Source organism: Pseudomonas sp. GM78, assembly GCF_000282475.1.
GTDB lineage: Bacteria > Pseudomonadota > Gammaproteobacteria > Pseudomonadales > Pseudomonadaceae > Aquipseudomonas.
On the sequence record NZ_AKJF01000099.1, the window covers coordinates 1 to 26,664 of the forward strand.

Consider the following 26,664-nt stretch of genomic DNA (forward strand, 5'->3'; position numbering starts at 1 on the left):
TGGCTGGACCAGCCGGTTCAACGGGTGTCGGGCGGCGAGGCATCGCCGAGCATCTCCAAGGTATTGGAGCGTGCCGCCTGTGCGCGCAGCGAAGAAGTGATCGATGGCCTGCGCCGCGTCATGCGCGACAAGGGTGTTGCCGAGCTGCCAAGGAGGTTCGCATGAGCCTGGAGATGGCTGTCCCCCTGGAAGTCGGCCTGGCTTGCCGCGACTTGACCAAACTGCGGGCCTTCTACGAAACCACACTGGGTTTCACCTTCATCAGCGAATTCGTCGTACCGGCCGACAAGGCCCGCGCCGCCGGCCTGTGCCCGGAGGCCTACACCGTGGTGCGCCTGCAGACCTCCCATGGCGAGCGCATAAAGCTGCTGGCGCGCAACACACCGCCGGCCGCAGAAGTCCCCGGGACCTGGATTCTCGATAGACCAAACGCGAACTACCTGACCTTCATCATCAAAGACATCGACGCCGCCATCGCCGAGTTGCTGGACGCCGGTATCGAATTCATGACCGGCGAGCAGCGGGTTGAAGTTCGGCCCGGCGTCTTCCTGGCCTTTTGCCGGGACCCCGAAGGCAACGTCCTGGAGTTGGTGCAATACGAAGACATCGGTCAATACCGACCCGACCTGATCAAGGGAGCGTTCTGACATGGCAGTGCTCATTCACATGCCCGAAATAGCCGCCAACGCTACCTCGGCCACACTCTACGAATGGCTGAAACAGGAGGGTGACAGCATTGCGGTCGGCGATGCCTTCGTCAGTATCGAAACCGAGAAGGCGCTGGTGGATTACCAGGCCGATGTGGCCGGCGTGCTGGGTCGGATTCTCAGCCCCGCAGGTCAGGACGTGGCCGTCGGGGCACCCATCGCCGTGCTGCTCGCCCATGGCGAGACCGCCGCTGATATAAACGCGTTACTGGCCTCTGGCGCGGCGCAGACCCCGCAGACCCCGCAGACCGCGCCGGCTGCACCCGTTGCGCCGCCAGCCCAGGCCAGTCCGGCGACCTCCACGGATTCACGGATATTCGCCAGCCCGTCGGCCCGGCGAGTGGCCAGGGAGCTGGGGGTCGATCTGCTGGGGCTGTGTGGCAGCGGCCCGCGTGGCCGTATCGTCAAATGCGATGTAGAAGCCGCCGCTCGAGCGCCTGCGGCCCCGATCGCGCAGCCGCAACCGCAGCCAGCGGCGACTGCGCATCAGGCCGGCTATGAAGAAATCCCTCACTCGAACATGCGCCGTACCATCGCGCGCCGGTTGACCGAAAGCAAAACGACCATTCCGCATTTCTACCTGACTGCGCAATGCAGAATGGACCGGCTCAATGACCTGCGCGCGCAGGTCAACGCGACGGCATCGCGCAAGATTTCGGTGAATGACTTCATCGTCAAGGCCGTGGCCGCAGCCCTGCGGGCAACACCGCAAATGAACGTGAGCTGGACCGAAACTGCGCTGCGCCGTTACACCCAGGCCGACATCTCGGTGGCGGTCGCCACCGACGCCGGGTTGATCACCCCGGTGGTCCGTGGTGCAGACAGCAAATCCCTGTCGAGCATCAGTCATGAAATCGCCGACCTCGCCACGCGTGCGCGCAATGGCAAGTTGAGCCCAGACGAGTACCAGGGCGGCAGTTTCACCATCAGCAACCTGGGCATGTTCGGTGTCCAGTCGTTTGTTGCGATCATCAACCCACCGCAGGCCGCCATCCTCGCCGTGGGCGCCACCTTGGCGCAGCCGATTGTGGAGGAGGGCGTGCTGGGCGTGGCGCAGGTGCTCACCGTGACGCTATCGGTCGATCATCGCGCGGTTGACGGGGCTATCGCCGCGCAGTGGCTGGCGACCTTCAAGAACCTGATCGAAAACCCGCTGACAACGCTGATCTGACGTAGCAATTGACAACCGGATTTCAGAATTTTGCTGGAGAAACACAATTGAACGAGCTGAACGAAGACACCCGCGCGCGCTACGGCGTGGAGGCAGGTTGGTGGTTTGCAACGACCTTTCAGACGCGCTGGAGCGACCTGGACCCTTTCGGCCATGTCAACAACGGTGCGTACCTGGTGTGGTGCGAGGAAACGCGCAATGCCTATTTCCAGGCGCTGGGCGTGCCGAACTTTACCGCCGATGCTCCGGGCCCGGTGCTCAAGGACGTTGGCTTTACCTATGACCGTTCGCTGTTGCATGGCGAAAAGATTCTGGTGACGGCGCGGGTCGCTTGGGTTCGCAACACCAGCTTTCGCATGGAGTTCGCCGTCTGGAATGGCTCCCGTGTCGGCCATGGCCATGCCCTCTGTGTCTGGCTGGTGAACGACACCGGAGAGCGAGTCACTGTGCCGGATCACTTGCGCAGCAAGATGGTCGAGGTTGATGGCTGTGAACTGCTGTCGGCGACATCAACGTAGAGGCAACGCCCCGGGCGGATCACCTCTTTTTTCATTGAAAACAACAAGAGCCTGACGATGAAAATTCCAAGTTTTTCCCTTTCCGCCCTTGCCCTTGCGCTGGTGCTGACCCCGGCACTGGCGAAAGATGAAAAAGCGCTACCTCCTGCAAGCGACTGGCAGGAACAGTACGCTTACTCGGTCGGCGTACAGGCGTACATCTACGCGTTCCCCATCCTGCAGTTGGCGACGCTGCAGCATAAATGGGCTACGGATGCTTCCTCGTTCCCGTATGCGGCACCGAACCATTTTTATCACTTCAGGGATATCGTCGATGCCAGCTACAAGGATGGCGGCTCGCCCAATAACGATACGCTTTACTCATGGGGCTTCTTCGATCTGAGCAAGGAGCCGGTAGTGCTCGCTCATCCTGACATGGGCGAACGTTATTTCGTTTTCCAACTGGCAGACATGTACGCCGACAATTTCGGCTATGTCGGCAAACGCACCACGGGATCGAAGGCGGGCGCTTTCCTCATTGTCGGCCCGGACTGGAAGGGGGAAACTCCCGCCAATGTGCAGGGCGTGATCCGTGCCCGCACACCTCACGCGTTGGTGTTCGGCCGCACCTTCGTCGAAGACCGCAATGATGTTGCCGCCGTCAACAAGTTGCAGGACCAGTATCAGGTCGTCCCACTTAGCTTGTGGGGCAAGTCCGGCGCGACGCTGCCTGAAAATCGCGATGTGCAGGTACCCGTCGACAGCAAAAGCGACCCATTGGCGGATTGGAAAACGATCAACCAGGCCATGGCGCTGAACCCGCCTGCGGCCAAGGACAAACAACTGCTCGACCTGTTTGCGACCGTGGGCATTGGCCCTGGCCTCAATGGCCAGCTAGACAAACTCGATGAGGCAAGCAAGCGCGGCCTGGTTCGCGCCGCAGAGGGCGGTCGGCCCATGGTGGGTGGAATGTCGGCGGCAGGCGTTGCCAACAAGCCCGTCAATGGCTGGCATTTCTCGCGCAAGAATGGCGGGCGTGCCGGCCTTGAAGATGACTTCCGCGGCCGGGCAATCTGCGCCGCCGGCGGCATTATCTGCAACGAACCGCAGGAGGCGACTTACATCGTGGCGTATGCCGACGTCGATGGTAAGCCGCTCGATGGCAACAAGCGCTACACCCTGCATTTCAACAAGGGCGAGCTGCCGCCGGTCAAGGAATTCTGGTCACTGACCCTGTATGGCCCGGACAAAAATCTGGTCGACAACCCGATCAATCGCTATGCGATTCGGGATCGTACGCCCGGGGTCAAGCAGAACGCTGATGGATCGTTGAGTGTTTATCTCCAGTCGGATTCGCCGGGTAAGGATAAAGAGGCCAATTGGCTGCCGTCGCCCAAGCAGGGGCGTTTCTACCTGGCATTGCGTGCCTACGTACCGGACGAAGCAGTGCTGAACCAGACCTGGCAGCCGCCGACAATCAAAGCGGTTGATTGATACATTCACAAGGAGCGAACACATGCTGGACATGCATCACCAAACCCTGTCGGTCAACGGCATCCAACTCAGCCTTTACAGTGCCGGCCCCGAGCAGGGCCGTCCGGTCTGGCTGCTGCACGGTTTTCCGGAAAGCTGGTACTCCTGGCGCAAACAGATTCCGGCGCTGGTCGCGGCCGGTTTTCGTGTCTGTGTGCCAGAACTACGTGGTTACGGCCAGACCAGTGCACCGCAGGCCATCGACGCTTACGACATGGTCACGCTGTGTGGCGATATCCAGGCCGCCATGGACGCACTGGGCCAGAGCGAGGCCTGTGTCGTTGGTCACGATTGGGGCGCGCCGGTGGCCTGGCACCTGGGCCTGCTTGAACCTGTGCGGGTCAAGGCGTTGGTGACGTTGTCGGTGCCCTTCGGCGGACGGCCCAAGCGTCCGGCAATCGATCTGCTGCGCAAGGCATTCGAAGACCGTTTCCACTACCTGCTGTATTTCCAGGAACCCGGGGTCGCCGAGGCCGAACTGGACGCCGATATTGCCACCAGCCTGCGACGTATTCATTTCGGCCGTGGTGACAGCGAGTTGTTCCTGCAGGACAAGCCGGCGGATAGCTGCCTGTTCGAAGGCTTGGGCGAGGTGCCGGCCAATGCGCCCTGGTGCAGCGAGGAAGACTTCGCAGTGTATGTGCGTACCTTCGCCCAGGGCTTTCGCGGACCGTTGAACTGGTATCGCAACTTCACCCGCAGTTGGGAGCGCACCGCCGAGCTTGCCGGCCAACAGATCTTGCAACCCACATTGTTTCTGCTCGGTGAAGACGATCCGATCGGCCGGGTGGAGGCCGTCACCCTTGAACGGATGCCGGCGTTGGTTCCAGACCTGGAACAGCATCGCCTGGCCAACTGCGGCCATTGGACTCAAAACGAAAAACCGACGCAGGTCAATACGCTGCTGTTGGATTTCCTCGCCCGGCGCTATCCCGCGACTCAGCCGGTTGCCCTGTAAAACAACAAGAACCAGAAAGGAGTTATGTATGCCGCGTTTCCCGCTGTCACCGCTGTTTGCCAGCTTGCTCGCCGCCAGTGTCGCGTTGCCTGCCCTGGCCGAAGACTCGCTGTTCATGGGTGCTCCCGTTCAGGTGGGACACACCGCCAACGGTGCGTCGATCAACCAGGCAGTGATCGATAATGCCAAGCTCGTCCGGCATCAGAACAACGAGCCCTACAAACTCACCGAGGGCGTGTGGATTGTCCCTGGCCTGATGCTCAATTCGGCAGTGATCGAAGGTCCGGACGGGCTGATCGTCTGGGACACCGGCGAGGGCCTGGCCGATGGCAAGCGCTACCGGGAAGAGATCCGCAAGTTCAGCGACAAGCCGATCAAGGCCATCATCTACAGCCACTCCCATTACACCAAAGGTGCCCGCACGCTGGTCGAAGGCGAGAAGGATGTGCTGACCATCGGCCATCCCAAGCTCAACGAGAACATGCAGATCAGCGGGCTGGGTTCGTACTACTCGGAGGTCGAACCGCTGCAGCGTGCCCGCGCGTACCAGCACGCGCAGATCGCCTTGCCGGAACAAGGGCCTGACGGCAAGGCCGGCTTCGCTGTGTCCCTGGGGGAAAGCGGTTTCATTCCGGTGAACACACCGGTGCAGCATGGCCAGGAAATGGTGGTCGCGGGTGTGCGTCTGAAATTCTTCACCCGTGGCGGCTCCGATACTGACGATTGCATTGCCGTCTGGCTGCCGGACCGCAAGGTCGCGCTGAACAACATGGCGTGGCCGTGGATGCCCAACTTCTATACCCCGCGAGGCGCCAAGTACCGCGAGCCGCGCGACTGGACCCTGGCCCTTCAAGACCTGATCGACCTGCAACCCGAGTATCTGATCAGTCAGCATGCCCTGCCGGTTTCCGGCAAGGACAAGGTGCTCAAGACTCTGACCAACTACCAGGATTTCATCAACCTGGTGCTGGATCAGACCCTGCGCGGCATTCTCCAGGGCAAGGGGCCAGACGATCTGCGTGACTTCATCAAACTGCCTCGTCATTTGGCCGAAGACCCCAATCTGTTCCAGTCCTATGGCCAACTGGACTGGTACGCACCCGCCATCATGGAGCACGCACTGGGTTGGTGGGACGGTGATGCGGCGAGCCTGGTAAAACTGCCACCGCAGGCCAGCGCCGAACGACTGGTGCCACTGCTGGGTGGGCGCGACAAGTTGCTCGTCGAGGTACGCAAGGCGCAAGCCAAGGGTGAGCTGGCCTGGGCTCTGGAGTTGCTGGGCTATCAATTCCGACTGACGCCGGACGACGCCGAAGTCAAACAGCTCAAGGCCGATCTGCTGCGCAAGAGTGCCTATACGGCCACCGCGAGCCTGACGCGTGCGTTCATGCTGAGCCAGGCGTTGGCCCTGGAGGGTAAGACCAGGCTGCCGCGAGTGATACCGCCTAATCCGGCGCAGATTGCTGGCAATCCGGCGCGCTTCGTCGACGAGTTGCGGGTGCGTGTTGACCCGATCAAGGCTCAGGACACCGATGCGGTGATGCGCTTCGACTTTGTCGATGGCACTCAATCCTCGGTGGCGCTGCACTTGCGCCGCGGCGTGGCGCAGTTCGTTGCGGCGCCCGCGACCTACTCGCAGAAGGCTGATTATGTTCTGCGCCTCGATTCAGCGACGTTCGCCGCGCTGTTCCTGAACAAACAGGGGTTGGCTGAGTTGCTGGGGAGCGGCAAGGTCGAGTTGACCGGGGACGAGAAGGGCGCCTCGACGTTTCTCGCGTTGTTCGATTTGTACAAGGTTTAGTCGGCGAATGCTGTGAGGGCGGCTAGCAGTAGCCGCCTGAGACAGATCAAGATCAAAAAGCCAAAGCAAGATCAAAAGATCGCAGCCTTCGGCAGCTCAGGTGTACGCGTCGATCAGGTACACGCGAGTCCATACATAGGAGCTGCCGAAGGCTGCGATCTTTTGATTTTATCGACAGGCCTACGGAGAAGGACCGGCACGCGTGCATGCCGGTCCAGAATCAGCCTAGTGCCCAATTGAACAGCTGCAGATTTGCCTGCAACCAGTCAATCAACGCAACCCATCAGTACGCAACGCCGCCGGCGTGTAATCAAACACCTTGGCCGTCAATCCGTATTGGGTATTGCGCGCCTCTTCGTTGCGCAAACCCAGGACCAGATAGCGTCCGGAAATCACGTCATACAGTGTTTCTGCGGCTGCGTAAGTGGTCTGCTGGTCGTAGCGAAACAGCGGATGACCCTCAGCGACGCGCCACAGTTGGCCGCGACCGTCATAGTGATCGACCTCGACGATTTGCCAGGTGTCTTCGTCAATGTACATATGGCGCTTGGAATAGATGTGCCGAGCGTCCGACTTGAGCGTTGCCACGACCTCCCAGACGCGGTGCAACTCGTAACGCGTGTGGTCCGGATTGATGTGGCCGGCCTTGACGATGTCATCGTATTTCAGTGCAGTGGATTCCAGTTTGTAGCTGTTGTACGGGATGTAGATTTCCTTTTTGCCCACCAGCTTCCAGTCATAACGGTCCGGGGCACCGTTGAACATGTCCAGGTTATCGGCGGTGCGCAGACCGTCGGAGGCTGAACCAGGGCCGTCATAGGCCAGTTGAGGCGCGCGGCGTACCCGGCGTTGCCCGGCACTGTAAACCCAGGCCAGACGAGGTTCCTTCACTTGGTCGAGCGTCTCGTGGACGAGCGCTACGGTTCCGGCCAGTCGCGCTGGCGCGGTGACTTGTTGCTTGTAGAAGTACAGGAGGTTGTCGGCGCGCTCGGCCGGCAGATCCTGGACACTCTCCGGATAAATGGTTTCTTCATCGAAACGCACCAAGGTGTAGTCACCGTCTACCTGTGGAGTGGCCTGGACGTAGCTGCGGCGTGCGCTGCCGCCCAGGTAGCGGGTGATGTGGTTCCACACCACCTCTTCGCCATTTTTCGGAATCGGATAGGCGTAGTAGCCATGGAAGTTCGCCACGCCGTCACCGTTGTTGGTCGGCTGGACTTTCAACGCATTCTGCTTGGCTTCCTCGGCGATGGCCTGCGGTACCGACGCCGTACGATGCGTCGGGTAGACCGGAATCTTGTAGGTCTGCGGGTAGCGCTTGAACATGGCCATCTGGCCATCAGTCAGCTTGGCCTGGTACTGCGCAGCATTGGCTGCGGTAATGACGAACAGTGGTTTTTCCGCGGCGAACGGGTCGGACACGAAACCGTTGGCAGAAACCTGGCCGGCGCTTTTCGGCAGTCCGCCGGACCATGCCGGAATGCTGCCATCGGCATTGCCCGATTTCTCGGCACCGAGCGGAGTGAGTTCGCTGCCAAGCTTGTTGGCCTCGCCCGCGGGTACGGCCGCCATGACATGCAAAGTCAACAGGCTGAGGGCCAGGATGCAACCTTTCTGAATTGTCTTGTTCATTATCAAGCCTTAAAAGTTAACGCCGAAGCTCAGCGCCACGAAGTCGCGGTCGACCGAAGTGTTGAAATCGCCACCGAAGTTATTGGTGTAACTGAGGCTGGCGGTGTAGGTGTTGCGGTAGTCGGCATCGAGGCCCAGGCCGACAGACTTGGAACCCTCGGTAAACACCGGGCTGTAACCGGAAACGTCATGGGACCAGAACAGGTTCGGGGTCAGGTTCACGCCGGCAAAGACGTTGGTGTAGGCCAGCTTGGCGTAGGCGCGGTAGCCCCAGGACGAGGTGGTGTAGTAACCGTTGCGTCCACCCTGGTTGACGTCCCCGTAGACTGAATCCCGGCCGTAACGCTGCTTGTTGAGCGATTCGAGGCCGCCGATGTGGGTCACGCCGATTTCGCTGGCGAGACTGAGCGAGTCGGCGCCCAGCATCGGATCGAATATATGGACGAAGGAGGTTTGCGCCTGGGTGACTTCCTTGCGGCGATAACCCTGGATGACCTGGCCTTCTTCGCCGTCGACGGTCGATTCGGCATTTGCACCGGTCAGCGCGCGGAAGGCCGGGTTCAACAAGCCACCGCCAAGGTCGGCACTGTTGATCGTTATCGGGGCATTGGGCCGGTAGCTGATCTCGCCGCTCCACGCCGTGCCGGTGGACAATGTGGTGGCGAAACTCAGGCCGTAGAGATGGATGTTCTCCGGGTAATCCAGGGAGTAGCTGCTATTGCCGGCAGCGGTCGCCAGGCCCAGGGCGAATTGTTCGTCCGGGCCCAGGCCGCTGGCAGGCAACACGTTGTTGATGAAGTTGGTCACGCCACTCGCCGGGCGCAGGGCCAGGGTCGGGCTCCGCGAGTGGTAGTTCATGTAGTAGGCGCCGTATTCAGTGCCGTCACCCAGCCAGTGCAACGCCAGGCCGAACTGACCACTGTCGCGGGCCTCGTGGTCTTTACCGCGCGGGACGAATACACCTTCACGGCCATTGAAGCCAAAGCCCAGCCCTGCGGCGGCGGCGATGGGTTCGAGCGGCTTGACTTCAGCCAGACCGGCGGTGAAGTTGTTATTGCAACCCTTGGCGATCGGATCGGCGCCGAAGAAAGTGCCGCAGTTGTCCAGGGCGTAGGGTTGCCATTCGAGCTGGTAGAAGGCCTCGAGATTCAAATTGTCGGTCAGACCTTGCGACACATAGAGCATGTTGACCGGAATCAGACCTTCCTTGATCTCCGCGCCGGGGCGACGCAGGGCCGCGACATCGAGCGGGTTGATAGAGTTGATCGAGTTGCCGATGAACAGGCTTTCACCCCAGCTCACGACTTGTTTGCCCAGGCGAAGATCCCCGGAGCGATCGGCAATGGAGTATTTCTGCGCCACGAAGGCGTCGAGTATTTCTGTGCCGGAAGACCGCGCTGACATGTCGCGACCGTCGTCACTGATTGGCTTGAACGGACGGTTCTCGTCCTTGAGCTCGAAGTCGTACCAGTATTTGCCCCGCACAAAGGCGCGGGTGTCGCCATAGGTCAACTGAAGGTCATGCACGCCCTTGAAGATCTTCGAGAAGGTCTCGCCTTTCTTGAAGTTCTGACGGCCGTCGTCGCCGCCGGAGGAGAAGCCGCTGCCACCATTAGTGGTGTCGATCAGTTTCTGGCTCGGCGCCTGGGTACCCCAACTGGCACCAATCGACAGTGCCGAGTCGAACTGGCCCTGGATCTCGCCGATGGTGAAGTCGACCGCGAGCGCCTGCCCCATGGTCGCGGCCGAAACCCCGGCCGCCAACAGGCAGCGATTGAATATTTTGCTGTGCACTGGGTGTTCCTTATTGTTGTTGTCTTTTGTTGTTGAGCAGAGGGCAGTGGCTGCGCCTCAGCTCTTTGTCTGCAGGAAACACAGCACTGCCTGGCGTTCCTCGGCCTTGCGTAGGCCGCCAAAGGCCATGGCGGTTTCGGGAAACTTCTTTGCCGGGGCTGTCAGGAATTGGTCGAGTTGCTCGACGTTCCACGTTGACTTTGCACCGGTCAGGCCTGCCGTGTAGGTGAAGCCCGGCACCGAGCCGATCGGGCGACCGACGACCCCGGCCAATTTGGGTCCCACCCGACTTTCGTCGAGCGCATGGCAAGCGCTGCACTTGGTCTGGAACACTTGTTGGCCAGCACTGGCGTCGCACTCCGCGGCCTGGCTGATGCCATGTGCCATTGCGAAACCGCTGGAAAGGATGGCCAATGCCAATCCGCGAATGGTTGTCTGCATCGTGTATCCCACTGCTAACCGGGTCTTACCGCCGTTGTGGAGTAAGTGCGGATAAGGTGGCAGTTGAAGGGGGCGGATGAATCGCTGGATGGCGACAGGGTTTCTAGCTTTCGGCGCCAATCGTCAAAATCAAAAGATCGCAGCCTCCGGCAGCTCCTACAGGTGTGCGCGACCCTCTGTAGGAGCTGCCGGAGGCTGCGATCTTTTGATCTTTATTTCGGTGGGCTATACGGGTCCGGTGTCCCGGCTTCAATCGGCGGATACTGTTTGAGGCTCGCCTTCAAATCCCCGACGATTTTCATCATCGGCCTCACGATCCAGGTGTTCTGCGCGAGGACATCATGCTCCTCACGCAGGTCGGTCAGCAGATTCACGCCTTTTGCCACAGGCAGCACCTGCGGTGGGTCGTACATGTTCTCCTGCCAGATGAAGTGCAGTTTCCAGTTGCGCCATTTGACAGCGGTCAACCGGTCGGCCACATAGGCCGGGAAACCTTCGCGGCTGGATTTGTCCTGTTTGCCGGTGAAGAACTCCAGCTGATCCACCCCATCAATCGGCCGATCCTGCGGTATTTGTGCGCCCCCCACATGGGCGAGGGTGGTGTACAGGTCGACAATGTGCACGACCTCATTGGTGACGCGGCCACCGCTGATTTTCCCCGGCCAGCGCAGGATGAACGGCGCGCGCAGGCTCGCTTCCATGGCGGTGAAGTAGCTGCCGCGCCAAGGGCCGTTGGCGCCTTGCCAGGGGTAGGTCGCCTCACCACCGTTGTCGCTGGCGAACACCACCAGGGTATTGTCTTCAATGCCCGCCGCCTTGATCGCATCGAGAATCTGCCCGCTGCGATGATCCATCTCCGCCAGTGCATCGGCCCACGAACCATTCCCGGTCTTGCCGGCGAATTCCGGGTTGGGAAGGGTGGGCATGTGCACCAGGGAGAACGGTACATAGGCAAAGAAGGGTTTCCCCGCCTTGGCATTGCGCTGGATGAAGTCCACTGCGCGGGTGGCGACTTGCGCGTCGAGCGTGCGCCGGGTCGCCAGGTCCAGCCTGGCTGCCTTGCGGGCCGGCTCGCCCTTGCGTGCTTCATAGATGTATTGCGCAGGTGCCAGGGACTCGTCCCAGCCCTGATTGCGCCCGATGGCCGGCCGGTCATTGTCGGTGTCATCGGCGGCCGACCACATCGCTTCGTCATAGGTGCGCGGTATCCCGTACCACTCATCAAAACCCTGGTGAGTGGGAAAACGGTCCTCGTTGCTGCCCAGGTGCCATTTGCCCCAGATTCCGGTGGCGTAGCCGCGAGCGGACAGTAACTCGGCAAGGGTGACTTCCCATTGCGTCAAACCATCCGGCGCACCGCCGCCGACCACTTTGTAGGTCCCGGAGCGAATGGGAAGGCGTCCGGTCATGAGCGCCGAGCGCGAAGGCGTGCACTGCGGTTCGACGTTGAAATTGGTGAAGCGCACGCCTTCGGCAGCCAGTTCATCGATACGCGGTGTTGGCGCACCACGCAGGATGCCGCCGCCGTATACACCGAGTTCGCCGTAGCCCAGGTTGTCCATCAGTATGACGACGATGTTGGGACTGCCCGGCTGTGCGAAAGCCGGCGCAGGGACGTTCAGTAGCGCTGCCGTGAGCGCAGCAGTGGACGCTATGTATTTCATCGACATTCCTTTCGGGATCGGATTCTCTCGCTGCCGATGCGTTACGCGAATCGACTTGCCTTGCCTGCAAGACGATTCGTCCAACGCTCGGCACTCGGGATGTGATGCGTCAGCCCAGCAACGTCTGCGTGCGTTTGGCGGCCTTGCCACCGGCACTGATCGCGCCGTCGATGAAGCCGCGCCAGCCTTCACCATGGTCGCCCTGACCGAAGATCACCCGACCGCGGTCCTGCTGGAAATGGTCGTAGTATTTGCCCAGCCAGTTGGGTCGGTAGCTGCAGTAGGTACCCCGCGAATAAGGGTCGAGCGTCCACTCATAGCTGTAGCATTCCGTCACTTCGATGCCCGGGAAGAAGCTTTCGAAGACCTGCTGCACGGCGTCGCGGTCCTGGACGTCGAGCTTGTCCGGGTCGCTGCCGAAGCAGGCGAAAAGAGTGTGGTCGTCGGCCTTGGCATAGGTGGTCACCAGGCTGAGTGGCTGGTGCGAGTCGGCGATGCCCGTGTATTTGCCTTCCACAGGCAGCTTGCCTTTGGTCCGCACGAACACCTTCATCCCGCTGCCTGTATGGGTTTCCTTGGCGGCCGCTACCAGAGCCGGGTCCAGGGCAGGGGAGAAATCGATGCGCGGCAGCACGTTCATCGGCACCGCGACGATCACGGCGCCTGCCACGATGGTGTCGCCCTGTTGGGTGGTAATCAGCACCCGATCGCCCTTGTCTTCAACTTTGGCCACCGGCGTCGATAGGCGCACTTCGGGTTGGCCGTCCGCGATCATTGCGTTGATCAGACTGATGGTGCCGTTCTTGAAGGTGTAGCGACCGAGGGAATCACTGAACTGCGACAGCTCCCAGCCCGGCAGAGACCACCAACGCAGCACGTCGGCATAGGACGCTTTGTCGCTGGTGGTGTGCGAAATGCCTGCGATGTAGGCGTCCACCACGGTGCGTTGCAGCGGCGTGAGCGATAGCTGCGCATAACGGTCGGTCGCGCTCATCGCGTCCACGGCGCTGAGCTGATTCCAGGTGTACTTGGCGTCGTAGGGGCGCTCCCACAGCTTGCGAGCCTCGGCGAAGTAGGCATAGATCCCCTCGACGGCGCTCATCAAGTCCTTGCCCGCGAGTTCGATGCGTTTGCCCTCGTGGATCACCGACAAGGTGTCCTTGCCCGGTACGTGGTGCTCGGGGGTTTCCTTGAGTTGCAGGCCGTAACGCTCGACTTCACCCCAGACAAAGGGTTGGGTCCAGTGGATCCAGGTGCCGCCCAGCTCGATCTTGTGGCCGGCGAATTCGCTGCTGAACGTACGGCCACCGAGGCGATTGCGCGCCTCCAGCAGCAGCGTCTTGTAGCCGTGCTTGCTGCTGTCGCGGGCAGCGGTCACCCCGGCGAAACCACCGCCAATGACCACCACGTCGCAATCGCAGCCCGCGCTCTTGCAGCCCTGGTTGTTTTCCTGCGCCTGCACGCCATCGATGTGCGCCGCCCCCACAGCCACCGCCGCGCCTGCAGCACTGACGACCCCGGCATCGCGCAGAAACCTGCGCCGACTGACGCCGCCTTGGGTGTTCATTTCACGCTCCGTCATAGCCCAACCTCTTTATTGTTGTCATCGCCCTTGGGCGTTTAGCGCACAACGGTGACAGAGAGGCCCCGCCAAGAATCGCTCAATGGCGCCAGGCAATCTGACATCTGACGCCAGTCGCAATGCGCCTGGATATTTGCGTCTTCGCTAATCCCTTGTAGGAGCAGCCGGTCGACGCTCGATTGCTCGCGATGGTCGCTAACGCTAACGCTAACGCACGCTTGCTGGATAACCGCGGTGTTCTGGGGTTCATCGCGAGCAAGCTCGCTCCTACAAGACGATGACACCCAGAGGGGCGAGGTATGCCCCCCTTTTATTGGGGGTAGTGAGGTGGCGATGTTTGGAGTGTAATGTCTCGAGTTTCAAGGCGATCTGAACAAGAGGCCCATCATGTCTCATGGCAACTACACGGTGTTCAGCGAGACGTTGCTGCAACGGCATAGCGAGATCTTCAGGCCCTACCTGGAGTCCGTTGGCTTGAGTCCGGATGTCATTGATCGCGCAGACAGCGAGGTGCCACTGAGCAGTTACGTTCAGCTTCTGGAGACGACCGCCGAACATGTCGACCCCTGCCTGGGGTTGCGCATGGGCCTGGGCCAGTTGAGTCCGCCGACGTCGGGAAGCTATCTGGGCGCCTTCGGACACGCTGCACGCAGTGCCAGGGATGTCCGCGCCATGCTCAATTTCATCAGTCGCTACCTGGTGGTACATGCCCACGCCAATGAGCTGACCTGGTACTTGCGCGGTGGACGGGTCGAAGTCCACTACCAGCTGACCGATCCAAGTATTACGCGGCGCCGACAGGATGCCGAGTTTGCGATGGCCGGGCTGTACGCCACGCTGTGCAAAGTCACGAATAACAAGTTCGCCCCGCTGCGGGTCGATTTCGCCCATCCGCAGCCCGCCGACATCAGCCTCCACCAGCAGGCGTTCCAATGTCCATTGCGGTTCGGCCAATCCATCAATGTGATGATCTGGCCAGGTGCAATGCTCGAAGAGCCTTTGGTCACGGCCGATGAGCGCCTCTTCCAGGCGTTACAGCCGTTTCTGGAAGAACAGCGCAAGAAGCGCCTGGCGGACACCGAACTGACGGCACGCATCAGTCAGACCATTGCCGGCAATCTGCGAGCAGGCCACGTCGGCCTCGATGCGATCGCCAAACAACTGGGTTTCAGTGCGAGGACGTTGCAACGCCGTCTGCAAGAACAGGACCTGGAGTTCAACACGCTGGTCGAGGAAATCCGCATCGCGAAAGCGCTGGAGTACATGGAGAACTCGTCTCGCAGCATCAACGACATCGCTCTGGGGCTGGGCTACACCGAGGCCAGTTCCTTTACCCGGGCTTTCCGTCGCTGGACCGGGCTCAGCCCGCGCGAATTTCGTCAGCATATTCGCTAAAACAACGAACAGCCCATAAACGACAATGCCCGTATGCTGCGATACGGGCATTGTCGTTGTGGCGTTGCCTCAGAGCCAGTCGCGCAGCACCTGGTCAGTGTGCTCGCCACGTACAGGCAGCGGGCCCGGCCTGCCAGCCGGCGTACCGCTGAAGCGGGGCGCCGGGTTGGCCTGGAGCATGCCATTTTCGCGGTAGAATACCTTGCGAGCCTGAAGGTGAGGGTGGTCCGCCGCCTCATCCAGGTTCAGTACCGGGGCGAAGCAGGCGTCGGTCCCCTCTAGGATTTCACACCATTGCTCGCGGGTACGCCGGGCGAAAATCGAAGCGAATTTCTCGCGCAACTGCGGCCAGGTTTTCGGGTTGTAGCCGTTGGCGGTTTCCGGGTCGTCGCCCAGGCCAAGCTTCTCCCGCAGCAGTGCATAGAAACGCGGCTCCAAAGACCCCACGGACACATACTTACCGTCGGCGCAAAGGTAAGTGTTGTACCAGTGCGGGCCATCGAGCCCGCTTTGTCCGCGCTCGTTGGGCAATTGACCACCGGCCTTGGCGCTGAGCAGCAAATTCTGCATGTGGGCGCAGCCATCGATGATCGCGGCATCGATGATTTGGCCCTTGCCGGTAGTGCGAGCGTTCATGACGCCGGCGAGCAAACCGATGGCCAGGTAGAGCGCACCACCGCCAACGTCACCCACCAGACTTGGAGGCGCAATCGGCGCCTGCCCGGGCTGACCGGCATACCACAGCGCACCGGCCAGCGCGATGTAGTTCATGTCATGCCCGGCGGCCTGGGCCAGCGGACCATCCTGACCCCAACCGGTCATGCGGCCGTATACCAGACGCGGATTGCGCGTCAGGCAAACATCCGGTCCGAGGCCCAGGCGCTCCATCACGCCGGGACGCATGCCTTCGATCAGGGCGTCACAGTTTTCTACCAGGCTCAGTACGGTCTGGATGCCTTCCGGGCTTTTGAGATCAACCCCGACGGAGCGTTTGCCGCGCTTATAGATAGCGCCGGCGCCCATGTCGATTTCGTCGGCAGTCTGTGCGCCACGCTCGACCAGCACCACGTCAGCGCCAAGATCGGCAAGCAGCATTCCACAAAAGGGCCCAGGCCCAAGCCCCGCGATTTCAAGAACCTTAAGGCCCGACAGCGGCCCTTGTTTCGTCTGCATAGCGCTCTCCATTAAAAGTTCAGTACCGGTCGATGATAGCGTTCGGACAAAACGCCCAACCCCACTCATTGGGGGTGGGTGGCAGTTCACGGCACTGGTTCAAGCTGCAGGTGTTAACACGTCCATGGCCAGTCTGAAGAGGTAAGCATTGTGAACCGTAGCATTTCCACCTTGGTCGGCAGAAACACCAAACTTGACGGTGGCATTGTCTTTGGCAATACGCCGCGCCTGCGCTGGGCAAACTGGATCAAGCCCGATCAGGACAACCTGGTGGACCTCGCCACGCGCGGCCTGCTGGTGCAGCAGGCCGGCAAGAATATCCTGATAGTCGCCGGTGCAGAGGCGCTTCTGGCACCACCACCACGAACCTGCCGTTGTCAGCCACGTGCTCCGGGGTTGCTGGACACCCTGGCCAAACTCGGGCTTGGCGAAGGTGATATCGATGCGGTCGTGCTGCCTCATCTGCATGCGCAGCTATCAACTGATCTGGCTGGTCTGGTCAGGGAAGGGGAGATGCCACGCCTGCTGTTTCCAAATGCGCACTACATCGTGGGTGAACGACATTGGCAGCGCGCCCGGCACCCGCATCCGCGTGACAGGGGCCAGTTCGTCTCGCAGATCATTCACCGCATTGAGGACAGCGGCCGCCTGGTGCTGATCGATGGCGGCCGCTGTGACCAGCTCGGCGATGGCTGGCAGTTCCATGTCTGTGATGGCTATACACCGGGACATCTGGTGCCTGAAATCGCTATGCGGGGCGGTCCGGTGGTGTATGCCGGCGACCTGATCCCGGGTATCCATTGGCTTGACCTGGATATCACCAGCGCCTACGACCGCAATCCAGAGTGCGTAGTCGGAGAGAAGGAGCGCCTGCTCGACCACTTGGTGGCCAGCGGCGGGCGGTTGTTTTTTTCCCGGGACCCTGAGATCGCCATGATCAAGGTCACGCGCGATCGACAGGCACGTTACACGCCCTTCGACCAGCACGCTTCGTTCAGCCGATTCGAGGCCTGATCGACGCGTGCGACGCGGGCTGGGCCCGTGCAGCGGGGAAATCGCAAATGCAAAAAAAACGCCGCTGATCTCACGATGGGCGGCGTTTTTCTTATCTTGCAAAGTTTCACAATTGCACAACACGGTGCATAAGAGTTTCAAATTTGTCCTCAAAGAAGGGCCGAAAGGACAAAACGACTCTGAAAAATATCAAATTTGCACAGTCACAAGGTCGCCGAAATCGAGGATCAGGCACGTCAGGACGCGGCACAGTTTCGCCAGCAGGCGGCGGAGGCTCTGGCTGGACGCCAGGCAGCCGAGTTGCGTCTGGCAGATCTGGAGCTGCTGTTGTCCCAGCGCCAGACGCAGATCGAGGACTTGCAGCAGCAGCGTGAAGGTTTGTTGCATGAGCGCCGTGAAACTCAGCAGCAAAACCAGGCGTTACAGCAGGATTTGCAGGCGCTGAGGCTCAAGGCCGAGGAGGATTTACAGTCTCTGCGGGTCAAGGCCGAGCAGGAGCGCGTCGCCCAGGAGAGCTACGTGCGCGGGGTCGAGGATCGTGCACACCGTGAGGTCGACCGCGCGCGGGAGGAGGGCAAGGCGATGGCGATCCAACTCAAGGCCGCTGGCCGGCAAGTCGAGCAGTTGCAGCGCAGAATCGAGTCGGTCCAGACCGAGTTCAATCAAGTCCAGCAACGCGCCGCGGCGCAGCAGGCCCGAGCCGATACCCTGGAGCAGCAACTGATCCAGGTGCGCGAAGCACCACCCGCCAAGCGCAAGGCGCGTGTACGCAAAACGCCGGCTGCGCAGGGCTCAGGCTAAACGTGAGTGTTGTGGTGCCGTTTGCGTCCTTTTCGAAAGGCAAAAACCGGATTGCATGGCTTGAGCTCAAACGGCCAAGGCAAACATTCGGCGCCGGCGGGCTATCAAGTAGGCGATGGTGGTGTAGCCGGGGGGGGGGGGATTGGGTCAGACGTGCGGGTGAACTCAGAACAGGAAGTTCAGCGACTCCTGCAACAACAGTGCATCGCCGTGCACTGGGGTAAACACCGGGTTATGGGTATAGGTCAGGCCGCTGATCAGGTAGATGCCGGACGTTAACCGCGCGGCGTAGGAGGCGGTCGCGGCCAGACGCGGGCGACCTGAATGCCCGCGGTCTACATCGAAAACAGTTGCTTCAGTGGGTCACCACTCAAGCAGGGAATTGCGCTATCCAGTGCCTGGCAATTTCTTCACGCCGACAGATCCACACCGCGTCATGGCCTTGCACGTAATCGAGAAAGCGCGCCAACGCCAGCGCACGAGCAGGATGGCCACTGATCCGCCCATGCAGGCCGACACTCATCATCTTCGGATGTTGCGCGCCTTCCTGCCACAGCAGGTCGAAAGCATCCTTGAGCAGCCGGAAGAAGTCATCACCACAGGCGAAACCGTTCGGCAGCAGATAGCGGGCATCGTTGTTGACCAGTGTGTAAGGGATCACCAAGTGAGCGGGCGAGCCTGGGAGCCAATAGGGCAGGTCATCGTTGTAGGCGTCGGAGCTATAGAGTAACCCGCCGTCCTCGCGCAACAGGCGGCGGGTGTTCTGGCTGACCCTGCCTGTGTACCAACCCACGGGGCGTTTACCGCAGATTTGCTCAATCACGTCGAGCGTGAGGCGGATATGGAGCCGCTCCTGGTCTTCAGGCATGTCGCGATAGTCCAGCCAACGGTAGCCATGCCCGGCAATCTCATGCCCGGCAGCGCAAAGCGCATGGCCAATCGTCGGGGTGAGTTCCAGTGCCCGGCCGACGGCGAAGGCGGTCAACGGCAGGTTTCGGGCGCTGAACAGCTCGAGAATGCGCCACACACCGGCGCGCGATCCGTATTCGTACATGCCCTCGACGCTCAAGTCCGCTTCCCCCTCACGCGGCGGGCGGCCCGGCAGTTCGTGAAGCCAGGCCTCCGACTGCGCATCGCCATTGAGGATGCATGACTCTGCGCCTTCCTCTATGTTCAGGACGAACTGCACCGCAACGCGCGCCTCACCGGGCCATCGCGGGTGAGGCGGGCAGCCACCATAACCGAGGAGGTCGCGGGGGGACATCAGCCCAGCTCGAAGGTCGTGACGCCGAACACGCGTTCGTGCGCGATCGCCGGAGGAGGGCCGAGGTACATGCGTGCGCAACCGAAAACCTCGGCCATGCCCTGTTGGTGCACAAGCGCCATCGCGGCAGGGTTATTCTCCGGGGCATCGAGAAACAACGGGGCACCCTGCGCAAATTCCGCCAGGCGCGCATACAGGGCATTGGCTGCCAGGGCGTCATCGGCGAACAAAGGGCCGATCTTGTAGCCGTCAAGGCAGCGCCTTGCTACGCCATAACCGCTGAGCCTGCCGTCGCGCTGGCAACCCACGGCGAGGGCGTCGGCCTGGGAAATCCACCCCCTCAGGAAGGTGGCGCGCTCGGCCGGAAAGCAGGTGCGGTCGTAATCGACAACCTGATCGAACGGGAAGGTGGCCAACGGGACTATGTCCTGGTCATCTAACGGCGAGATCGCCGGGCGTTTGGCACTATCGGCAAGAAAGCGCATGTTGCGATGGGAGAAGACGAAACCACCCTTGGCGTAGTAGTCCTGCATTGCGAAGACGCCGTCCATGCCGATGCTCGCGCCTGGGCGCAGCCGGGCGAGGAGCCGTTCGCGGCGTGCGTGCCAGAGGGTATTGCCCAGGCCTTGGCCGCGATATTCAGGCCGGACGATGAAAAAACCCATGAAACCGAATTCGCCATTGTAGGAAGTGATGGCACCGCCGCCGATCAATTCGCCGCCCAGGGACGCCGCGATGAAGGCAGCAGGGTCCGCCGCCCAGAACAGCTCGGCATCGTGAACGCCTGGATTCCAACCCTCACGAGCCGCCCAATCGACGAGCTCGTCGAGCTCGGGCCGGGTCATGTTGCGTATGACCAGCTGGTTCGACACTGCGAAGTTCTCCTCAATTGCCAATCGAGTAGATTACACGCTAGCAGATGGCGGGAGTCCGGGATGAGCGGGGAGGGAACCCGAATTGAATCTATCGAAATATAGGCATATTATTGAATTTAGATAAACTCCATAATTTGAGTAGAAACAATGGACGCCATTCGCAACCCCTACGCCCCTGGTGCCGGTACTCGTCCCCCCGAGCTTGCCGGGCGTGATGTTATCCGCGAGAAGCTGCGGATCTCCATCGAGCGCCTGCGGGTAGGGCGTCCGTCCAAAAGCATGGTTTTGGTCGGCTTACGTGGTGTAGGCAAGACCGTCTTGTTGAATCGAATGCTCATCGATGCAGAGACCGCCGGTATTCATACCGCCTATGCAGAGGCGCCGGAAGGACGTTCCCTGCCTTCCTTGTTGGCTCCGCAGCTGCGTTCCGCGCTGCTTCGCATCAGTCGAGTAGAGGCCGCCAAAGACAAGGCCATTCGCGCACTCAGGGCACTGACAGGCTTTGCCCGGTCTCTGAAGGTGGCTTATTCGGACATAGAAGTCGGCTTTGATTTCGAGCCTGAAGCAGGACTGGCCGACAACGGCGATCTCGAAGGTGATCTAACCACCTTGCTGATTCAGGTAGGTGAAGCGGCTCGCGGTGCTGAAACTGCATTGGTCATCTTCATCGACGAACTTCAGTACGTCGTCGAGGAGGAGTTGGCTGCCTTAATTACTGCGCTCCATCGCGTATCGCAACTGAGCCTTCCGGTGACCATTGTGGGTGCGGGTCTACCGCAGCTACGTGGCCGTGCTGGAAACGCAAAGTCGTACGCTGAGCGATTGTTCGACTACCCGGAGATTGGCCCGTTAGAACCGCCTGAGGCCAAGGTAGCGTTCGTAAAGCCTTCTGAGGACGAAGGGGTGATTGTCGATCCAGACGCAGCCGATCTGGTGGTCACCATGACTGAAGGCTATCCGTACTTCATTCAGGAATGGGGCAAGAGTTCCTGGGATGTAGCGGGCAACGACCACATCACCGTTGAAGACGTCAGGGACGCCTCGCCACTGGCGATAGCCGCGCTGGATGAAAGCTTTTTTCGGGTTCGTTTTGACCGGATGACGGTCGCTGAGAAAATCTTTTTAAGAGCGATGGCCGATCTGGGTGCGGGTCCTCATCGATCTGGCGATATAGCCGGGCGGCTTGGCCGGACAAGCCAGTCGCTTGGGCCCATACGCAGCAGTCTTATTACCAAAGGCATGATCTGGAGCCCAAACCACGGTGATACCGCATTCACCGTGCCGATGTTCGATCAGTACATGAAACGAATCATGCCGGGTAACGATTGGCAGCCACCACCCGTAAGCGCTGGTACTGCTCGTAAAGTTTCGTGATGCTTTCGGTTGCGGCGGGGTAGCAGTAAGAAGTGCACCAGCAAGCACACATAATTATAACTAAACTAAACAGGCATTTAGTGTAGCTATAATTTATCGTTATCAATGGGGAAGGGTAGCTCATCCTTGTTCGCTATCTTGCAAATCGGTGCGGAAACTTTCAAGGACACGCAAAATCGGCTCGAGTAATCCGTTCAGGGGTTCCAGCCACCTGCGACGGCCATTCAAAGGAGTATGCAATGGGTCATTTTCGACGCTGGATGCTTCAAAGCGCTCACAATTACCTGAAAGCTGCTGAGGTTCTGGACGCGCAGAACCTGCCGCACGTTACCCAGGTCAACGCGGCGATTGGCATGGAAATCCTGCTCAAGAGCTTTATTTCTGTGCCTGACCAGCATCAAGGTACATCCGGCGAGACCTACAAACTCGACGCCGTAGCGTTGGCTGCGGCTCACCAGCATCTGCAAAGGACCGACAAAACCAGTCGTAAAAAACCTGACAAGCACGATCTGTTGACGTTGTTCCATGCGATGCCTGAAGCGATTCGTCGCAGCTTGGCGCTGGATAGCCAGGAAGATTCTTTCGAGAGATACCGCGACGTGTTCACCAACAGCCGGTATGCGTATGAGTCGAGCAGCTGGAAATTTTCCGATCCGGTTCTGATGAGATTGCTGCGGTGGACACTGGCCAACGTAGTTGGTTATTACAAGGAGCAAGGTTCTCAGGATCCGTTTGTCCTGGGCTACATCGCTGAGGTCCAGGCGCGAGCTGCAGCAGAGTGATCGAGGCCTGAGCCTGGCTTCAAATCTGCCCATCTGTCGTAATCACTTAAAAAAGATAAATTATAACCTGTGTTTTATATGGGTTATACCGAATAGCGAAGAACTTGATCGACTGTTTTGTAGAGGTTTTATTTTTTTTAACGGCAAATCACAATCTTTATCTTTTTAAAGTGATTGGGGGGTGTCAAGCACCAGACTACGAGCAAAAGGGAGCGAATGGATCGCCTATCCTTGGGAACACATCGATCGTGCCCTCGCTGAGCAACTGCGACTCGAAGAAGAAGGCTTCCCCGGTGTCCTGGAGAAAGGTCATGCCGCGGTGCGCTTCGTCAACCCGACCACCGGCGGCGACATCATTCCACCATCCGCGCCTAGTTTCATCGCTTGCGTGTCGGTGCAGTATCGGCCGAGCGGCGCGAAGTGAGCTCGCGGGCTTTCCAACTATTCGAGGGCAGGGGGGAGGGGGTATTGGACGGCGTCACCCAAAACCTGGAAAAAGGCGACCTCTTTGTCATTCCATCCTGGATCAGTTCGTCATTGCACGCCGAAAGCCAGTTCGACCTGTTCAGCTTCTCTGATGCACCGATCATGGCGCGGTTGAATTTCGATCGTACGATGGTCAATGGAGAATTGGTCTGAGCGGTGTTCATCAAGCTGCCACGGCAGGGAGAAGGAAGGATTAGGTGGCAGGGAGTATCAGCAAAGGTTTTTGGATGCTGAAAACGGCATCTATACTGCTCACTGTACTTGATCTGTGGTAATTGGATTTATTTGCTCACTGGATGGTTGTAATGTCGACCATAAAATTACTGAAAAAAGTTTCTGCAGGAACCCCGGGAAATTTCAATTACATTTACGAATGCACCTGTGGTAACGGCTCTAAAAAGACCGTGACGATATCTGCCGCCAATGACAATGAAGCAAAAATCCTGGCGCAGATGGAATGCGATGATAAGTGTGGGGAATCGTAGGTAAACGCTCCCTCACTTATCACGTGAACGTCGATGGAGCACGGCTGTCGACGTTTCGCTAACGATCGTTGCTGTGGCTTTCGACCGTGCTCTTTGTTTGCTCGACTAGCCATTGATGGGCAAGATCACCCGATCTACATACACCAGTCGCTCATCGTATTGAACATCAGGCAGATATGAGTGGGGCGGACTGGCATCGGGCGGTTCCTTGTCAACCTTGATCGCCTGTAACTCCTCAAGATAGACCGAATAGAGGCCATCAGGCTCAAGTTGATACGACAAAGGTTTGTTCTGTGGTAACACCCCCAGACCGTTACGATACTCCAGTTCGGTTTCCTCATGTCCATTTTGATTGCTGATGGGAATCCACGCCGTATCCGACTGCTCACCCGACGCGTGCCGCTGGCCGTGTGCTTGGGAAACACGTACTACGATCCGGTTGCTACTTGACGGTTGCCCGCTTCCCGGCAACTGAACATCTTCAGACAAGCCCAATGAAGAAGGTCCTGCAATCGTGATGTTCAGTTCTGATGCCCTGGTTCTGGACTTTCTCACCTGTACCGTGCAACGCGCTCAGGAATAAGCTGAATGAATTCAGTACTGACGATTTCAGATAATTCGCACCCTTCAATGGCATTTGGTTAATACGGAGCCAAACACAAGCGAATAAAAGGAAAATAAGCGTTTTGTCCGGCTTGATGACGATATCAGCGTACCAGCGTTGTTCTCCTACATGGAATTGCGGTTTGTACAAGGCCAGGCTCACGCGCACATCTTCCGGTCCAGGTTTACGGCCGTTGAGCAGTTGCGACGGAGACACTCTCACCAAGCCGGTGTCCAAACGATTGGCGAATGCGCCAGGTGGCATATATCGCAACTCGCCCTTTTGCTCCCATATCGGGTCATGCCTGTAGGCGCTGACGCCGAATTGCCCCAGATGCCGAGATGTCACTGACCCAGTCTTACTCCTCGAAAAACGTTCCCTAGGCAGGGTTTGTGCCGACTTGGAGGTGGGGCAGTCTTGCGTCGGCACGTGGGTCAATTCGGCATGGCCCCAACACTCCAGTGGTCATCCAGTTCATGGCTGATGAAAAAACTGCCGCCGGGAATCGGATCGAGGGCATTGCCGCTGCCGCTGCCCGGGACATTGGTGTCGGCGTCGCGATCGAAACTCAGGTCGCCATACAGCACCTGCAAGCCACCGGTGATCTGCGTGCCCGGCAGGTAGCTCAGGCCCGCCGGGTTGCTGGCGATCGTCGAAGGGCCCTGGGCCCGGGCGGCGGCACCGGCGTTGGCCAGGCCGACGTTATCGGTGCCGATTTCGTAGAGCAAGATACCGCCGGCCCAAGCTTGTTGACTGCACAGGGCTAGTAACGTGAAGGCGGGCATTGCACCTGTTCTGGTTTGCATGGATTAGATCCCGGCAAGTGTGCATTTTCGAAATAAGGCTAATAGCAAATGTTAAATAGCTTTAACTGCATTGAACCAGCGCGCTTCGAGCACACATTAGTGGTAGTTCATATTCTTGATATTGGAAGGGTCAAGATACGAAAAAAGTTGCTCGCGCTTCCCTTGGTTTATTCTGGATCGCGAAGTCGCAACAGCCAGCAGGCGACTGGAGTAACCGCCAATTCAATGGCCGCATAGAGTTGCAACAGTGGTGAAGGCATTCCCTTGCGATTGGCGACCCCTTGCTTCCGGCAACCCTCGGTTGTGCGGATGCCTATGATGCGTTGACCGGGGACTTCTTTCCGGCAATCGAAATTGATGTGCCCATGCAAATCGTCCAGTCCGTCGAGCATGGCAATGCCTTGGCGCTGGGAAATTTGTCGACGTTCGAGCGCTAACTCAACGGCGGTGAAATCGTGCCGTTGCCGGTACAAGACCTCGCGCTGCGTACCCGCTACAGGTTCATCTACTTCAAGGAGTGTTCACTGCCGCCTGCAGTAGAGGTGTGTACATGTACGAAATGAGGGACGTGGAGGCCGATGTTAGCCAGCGTGAAAGTCTGTTGATCAACATCATGGAGGCGTAAGCCAATGAGTGCGAATGCCCGTCGCAGAGTAGTCGCTTGAGCACGACGGGCACCTGCGTTTCTTCCATTTTTCCGTCCGGGACGGTGAGTGACGGAGGCGAAGTTTCACGACGCGAATTTATTGAAAACAGCCCATTTATTTATGAGCTATACCCAATGGTCCCCCCATGCACTTCTTCCACTTTTGGAGGTTGTTTATGAAAATTCGCATCGTCCCGTTAGCGCTTCTCGTGGCAAGTCTGTACGGTTGCAGTACCGCTTCAGACCACTCCATGAATTTACCTCTGGCTGCCACCCACGCCAATACCGGACATACTGGCAACGCCACGTTGACCCCCGAAGGCAATCAAACCAATTTCGACTTCTTTATCTCCGGTGTTCCGGACGGAACAATCCTGCCCCCGCGCATTTACACCTTCATCAACAAAGGCAGTTGCCAGCAACCGGGGCCAGTCGCCTTTGCCATGAACGATAAGGTCAATACAAAAGACGAAGCCGGGTCCAACGGATGGAGCTTTTACCGTAATGCTCCTATTACAACGTCAGAGTTGCTTTCCGGACACTATTCCATTGTCGTTCGGACATCACCGGAAGATGGCAGCGTCGATATCTTTTGCGGCGATGTCGCCCAGGCAAAGCGGTGAAATGACCTGAACCCTGACGCGCCTTTGCGGCCGGCACTGGGTAAATGCGCGTCTATACTCACCCTCCTGTTAGTGGTAGGGGCTGAATAGGGTATGTACAAGGCAAAAGCCACAAGCCATTACGGTCAAAGCTCAATTTATTAAGAGTCCCACACGAAAGGCGGATGACCGTCGGTACAGGGATTGGGGAAGTTGCAGTTTTTGAGCCTTGAGAGATGAGCGCACGACGTATCCGGAAGGGTAGTTATGTGAATCAACTGGAAGAGGATCAAGCTCATGAAACTGAGAAAACTTGTACTGACGGGATTGGCGATAAGCGGTCTGGCAATGGGTGCCAGCCTGTCGGCAGTGACTCAAGCGGCCGACCAGAAACCCAACATCATGTTCATCATGGCCGATGATATCGGCTGGATGCAGCCGAGCATTTATCACCAGGGACTGGCGGTCGGTGAAACGCCGAACATCGATCGCATTGCCCAGGAAGGCGCGAAGTTCATGACCTACTATGCCGAGCAGAGTTGTACGGCGGGGCGCAACGCTTTCTTTACCGGGATGC

At 59.2% G+C, this 26,664-nt stretch carries 25 protein-coding genes and 2 pseudogenes; 15 read left to right on the plus strand and 12 right to left on the minus strand.

Features of this window, described 5'->3' with window-relative positions:
- The first annotated feature begins 161 nt into the window (after positions 1-161).
- From PMI35_RS14555 to PMI35_RS14530, 6 genes are read left to right on the plus strand one after another with little or no spacing between them, the layout of a single operon-like run.
- Positions 162-647, plus strand: a complete 486-nt coding sequence (locus PMI35_RS14555) for a VOC family protein (RefSeq protein ID WP_008060405.1) — start codon at positions 162-164, stop codon at positions 645-647.
- A 1-nt stretch (position 648) separates the two neighbouring features.
- Positions 649-1,878: a pyruvate dehydrogenase complex dihydrolipoamide acetyltransferase gene (locus PMI35_RS14550; protein WP_008060407.1), complete on the plus strand. Its 1,230-nt coding sequence runs from the start codon at positions 649-651 to the stop codon at positions 1,876-1,878.
- A gap of 47 nt (positions 1,879-1,925) precedes the next feature.
- A complete protein-coding gene (locus PMI35_RS14545) occupies positions 1,926-2,396 on the plus strand; it encodes an acyl-CoA thioesterase (RefSeq protein ID WP_008060409.1) in 471 nt (156 codons plus the stop codon).
- A gap of 57 nt (positions 2,397-2,453) precedes the next feature.
- Entirely contained in the window at positions 2,454-3,869 is a 1,416-nt protein-coding gene (locus PMI35_RS14540; protein WP_008060411.1) for a DUF1254 domain-containing protein, read from the plus strand.
- Positions 3,870-3,891: 22 nt separating this feature from the next.
- Complete coding sequence (locus PMI35_RS14535; RefSeq protein ID WP_008060413.1) at positions 3,892-4,866, plus strand: alpha/beta fold hydrolase; 975 nt, start codon at positions 3,892-3,894, stop codon at positions 4,864-4,866.
- Between the two features lie 28 nt (positions 4,867-4,894).
- Complete coding sequence (locus PMI35_RS14530; RefSeq protein WP_008060422.1) at positions 4,895-6,667, plus strand: alkyl sulfatase dimerization domain-containing protein; 1,773 nt, start codon at positions 4,895-4,897, stop codon at positions 6,665-6,667.
- A gap of 270 nt (positions 6,668-6,937) precedes the next feature.
- Here the strand turns inward: PMI35_RS14530 and PMI35_RS14525 are convergent, their stop codons facing one another.
- The 5 genes from PMI35_RS14525 to PMI35_RS14505 all read right to left on the minus strand — a co-directional run bounded on the left by PMI35_RS14525 (position 6,938) and on the right by PMI35_RS14505 (position 13,765).
- Complete coding sequence (locus tag PMI35_RS14525; protein WP_008060424.1) at positions 6,938-8,299, minus strand: DUF1329 domain-containing protein; 1,362 nt, start codon at positions 8,297-8,299, stop codon at positions 6,938-6,940.
- A gap of 9 nt (positions 8,300-8,308) precedes the next feature.
- A complete protein-coding gene (locus PMI35_RS14520) occupies positions 8,309-10,093 on the minus strand; it encodes a DUF1302 domain-containing protein (protein WP_008060426.1) in 1,785 nt (594 codons plus the stop codon).
- Between the two features lie 57 nt (positions 10,094-10,150).
- On the minus strand, positions 10,151-10,534 hold the full coding sequence (locus PMI35_RS14515; protein ID WP_008060428.1) for a c-type cytochrome: 384 nt from the start codon (positions 10,532-10,534) through the stop codon (positions 10,151-10,153).
- 212 nt (positions 10,535-10,746) lie between these two features.
- Positions 10,747-12,198, minus strand: coding sequence for an arylsulfatase (locus PMI35_RS14510; RefSeq protein WP_008060430.1), 1,452 nt, complete (start codon positions 12,196-12,198; stop codon positions 10,747-10,749).
- A gap of 109 nt (positions 12,199-12,307) precedes the next feature.
- Positions 12,308-13,765 (minus strand): flavin monoamine oxidase family protein, encoded by a 1,458-nt coding sequence (locus PMI35_RS14505; RefSeq protein ID WP_032831652.1) that lies wholly within the window; start codon positions 13,763-13,765, stop codon positions 12,308-12,310.
- 402 nt (positions 13,766-14,167) lie between these two features.
- Between PMI35_RS14505 and PMI35_RS14500 the strand changes: the two genes are divergently transcribed.
- Positions 14,168-15,175 (plus strand): AraC family transcriptional regulator, encoded by a 1,008-nt coding sequence (locus PMI35_RS14500; protein WP_008060436.1) that lies wholly within the window; start codon positions 14,168-14,170, stop codon positions 15,173-15,175.
- A gap of 69 nt (positions 15,176-15,244) precedes the next feature.
- Here PMI35_RS14500 and PMI35_RS14495 read toward each other — a convergent pair whose 3' ends face one another.
- Positions 15,245-16,348, minus strand: coding sequence for a CaiB/BaiF CoA transferase family protein (locus PMI35_RS14495; protein WP_008060438.1), 1,104 nt, complete (start codon positions 16,346-16,348; stop codon positions 15,245-15,247).
- A 150-nt stretch (positions 16,349-16,498) separates the two neighbouring features.
- Between PMI35_RS14495 and PMI35_RS14490 the strand changes: the two genes are divergently transcribed.
- Both PMI35_RS14490 and PMI35_RS14485 read left to right on the plus strand, forming a co-directional pair.
- The gene (locus PMI35_RS14490; protein ID WP_008060439.1) at positions 16,499-17,362 is read left to right on the plus strand and encodes an MBL fold metallo-hydrolase; all 864 of its coding nucleotides are present in this window, start codon (positions 16,499-16,501) and stop codon (positions 17,360-17,362) included.
- 207 nt (positions 17,363-17,569) lie between these two features.
- Positions 17,570-18,163, plus strand: a pseudogene (locus PMI35_RS14485) (DNA-binding protein); the annotation flags it as partial.
- Positions 18,164-18,533: 370 nt separating this feature from the next.
- Here PMI35_RS14485 and PMI35_RS14480 read toward each other — a convergent pair.
- Complete coding sequence (locus PMI35_RS14480; RefSeq protein ID WP_008060452.1) at positions 18,534-19,427, minus strand: polysaccharide deacetylase family protein; 894 nt, start codon at positions 19,425-19,427, stop codon at positions 18,534-18,536.
- The gene (locus PMI35_RS14475; RefSeq protein ID WP_008060454.1) at positions 19,427-20,299 is read right to left on the minus strand and encodes a GNAT family N-acetyltransferase; all 873 of its coding nucleotides are present in this window, start codon (positions 20,297-20,299) and stop codon (positions 19,427-19,429) included. The genes PMI35_RS14480 and PMI35_RS14475 overlap by 1 nt, the downstream gene beginning before the upstream one ends.
- A 150-nt stretch (positions 20,300-20,449) precedes the next feature.
- Here PMI35_RS14475 and PMI35_RS14470 point away from each other — a divergent pair, with 150 nt between their 5' ends.
- From PMI35_RS14470 to PMI35_RS35330, 4 genes are all read left to right on the plus strand, one after another.
- Positions 20,450-21,676, plus strand: a complete 1,227-nt coding sequence (locus PMI35_RS14470; protein WP_008060457.1) for an ATP-binding protein — start codon at positions 20,450-20,452, stop codon at positions 21,674-21,676.
- A 239-nt stretch (positions 21,677-21,915) separates the two neighbouring features.
- Positions 21,916-22,458: a hypothetical protein gene (locus tag PMI35_RS14465; RefSeq protein ID WP_008060459.1), complete on the plus strand. Its 543-nt coding sequence runs from the start codon at positions 21,916-21,918 to the stop codon at positions 22,456-22,458.
- 181 nt (positions 22,459-22,639) lie between these two features.
- A complete protein-coding gene (locus PMI35_RS35325; RefSeq protein WP_238543178.1) occupies positions 22,640-22,882 on the plus strand; it encodes a hypothetical protein in 243 nt (80 codons plus the stop codon).
- Between the two features lie 44 nt (positions 22,883-22,926).
- On the plus strand, positions 22,927-23,097 hold the full coding sequence (locus PMI35_RS35330; protein WP_008060460.1) for a hypothetical protein: 171 nt from the start codon (positions 22,927-22,929) through the stop codon (positions 23,095-23,097).
- 437 nt (positions 23,098-23,534) lie between these two features.
- Here PMI35_RS35330 and PMI35_RS14460 read toward each other — a convergent pair whose 3' ends face one another.
- The 4 genes and pseudogenes from PMI35_RS14460 to PMI35_RS34645 all read right to left on the minus strand — a co-directional run bounded on the left by PMI35_RS14460 (position 23,535) and on the right by PMI35_RS34645 (position 25,231).
- A complete protein-coding gene (locus PMI35_RS14460) occupies positions 23,535-23,924 on the minus strand; it encodes a hypothetical protein (RefSeq protein WP_008060462.1) in 390 nt (129 codons plus the stop codon).
- Positions 23,911-24,381 (minus strand): hypothetical protein, encoded by a 471-nt coding sequence (locus PMI35_RS14455; RefSeq protein WP_032831648.1) that lies wholly within the window; start codon positions 24,379-24,381, stop codon positions 23,911-23,913. The genes PMI35_RS14460 and PMI35_RS14455 overlap by 14 nt, the downstream gene beginning before the upstream one ends.
- 101 nt (positions 24,382-24,482) lie before the next feature.
- Positions 24,483-24,839 (minus strand): annotated as a pseudogene (locus PMI35_RS14450) (outer membrane protein transport protein); the annotation flags it as partial.
- 167 nt (positions 24,840-25,006) lie between these two features.
- Positions 25,007-25,231, minus strand: coding sequence for a hypothetical protein (locus tag PMI35_RS34645; RefSeq protein ID WP_008060465.1), 225 nt, complete (start codon positions 25,229-25,231; stop codon positions 25,007-25,009).
- Positions 25,232-25,661: 430 nt separating this feature from the next.
- Between PMI35_RS34645 and PMI35_RS14445 the strand changes: the two genes are divergently transcribed.
- A complete protein-coding gene (locus PMI35_RS14445) occupies positions 25,662-26,108 on the plus strand; it encodes a hypothetical protein (RefSeq protein WP_008060467.1) in 447 nt (148 codons plus the stop codon).
- A 276-nt stretch (positions 26,109-26,384) separates the two neighbouring features.
- Positions 26,385-26,664, plus strand: a 280-nt coding sequence (locus tag PMI35_RS14440; RefSeq protein WP_008060468.1) for a sulfatase-like hydrolase/transferase, incomplete at its 3' end; no start/stop codon positions are given.

Bases quoted from the DNA above. Each gene is read 5' to 3' on its own strand.
- PMI35_RS14540 (WP_008060411.1), top strand. From the start codon at position 2,454: ATGAAAATTCCAAGTTTTTCCCTTTCCGCCCTTGCCCTTGCGCTGGTG.
- PMI35_RS14550 (WP_008060407.1), top strand. From the start codon at position 649: ATGGCAGTGCTCATTCACATGCCCGAAATAGCCGCCAACGCTACCTCG.
- PMI35_RS14495 (WP_008060438.1), bottom strand. From the start codon at position 16,348: ATGCAGACGAAACAAGGGCCGCTGTCGGGCCTTAAGGTTCTTGAAATC.
- PMI35_RS14525 (WP_008060424.1), bottom strand. From the start codon at position 8,299: ATGAACAAGACAATTCAGAAAGGTTGCATCCTGGCCCTCAGCCTGTTG.
- PMI35_RS14445 (WP_008060467.1), top strand. From the start codon at position 25,662: ATGAAAATTCGCATCGTCCCGTTAGCGCTTCTCGTGGCAAGTCTGTAC.
- PMI35_RS14535 (WP_008060413.1), top strand. From the start codon at position 3,892: ATGCTGGACATGCATCACCAAACCCTGTCGGTCAACGGCATCCAACTC.
- PMI35_RS14530 (WP_008060422.1), top strand. From the start codon at position 4,895: ATGCCGCGTTTCCCGCTGTCACCGCTGTTTGCCAGCTTGCTCGCCGCC.
- PMI35_RS14505 (WP_032831652.1), bottom strand. From the start codon at position 13,765: ATGAACACCCAAGGCGGCGTCAGTCGGCGCAGGTTTCTGCGCGATGCC.
- PMI35_RS14510 (WP_008060430.1), bottom strand. From the start codon at position 12,198: ATGAAATACATAGCGTCCACTGCTGCGCTCACGGCAGCGCTACTGAAC.
- PMI35_RS14470 (WP_008060457.1), top strand. From the start codon at position 20,450: ATGGACGCCATTCGCAACCCCTACGCCCCTGGTGCCGGTACTCGTCCC.
- PMI35_RS34645 (WP_008060465.1), bottom strand. From the start codon at position 25,231: ATGCTCGACGGACTGGACGATTTGCATGGGCACATCAATTTCGATTGC.
- PMI35_RS14515 (WP_008060428.1), bottom strand. From the start codon at position 10,534: ATGCAGACAACCATTCGCGGATTGGCATTGGCCATCCTTTCCAGCGGT.
- PMI35_RS14465 (WP_008060459.1), top strand. From the start codon at position 21,916: ATGGGTCATTTTCGACGCTGGATGCTTCAAAGCGCTCACAATTACCTG.
- PMI35_RS14480 (WP_008060452.1), bottom strand. From the start codon at position 19,427: ATGTCCCCCCGCGACCTCCTCGGTTATGGTGGCTGCCCGCCTCACCCG.
- PMI35_RS14500 (WP_008060436.1), top strand. From the start codon at position 14,168: ATGTCTCATGGCAACTACACGGTGTTCAGCGAGACGTTGCTGCAACGG.
- PMI35_RS14555 (WP_008060405.1), top strand. From the start codon at position 162: ATGAGCCTGGAGATGGCTGTCCCCCTGGAAGTCGGCCTGGCTTGCCGC.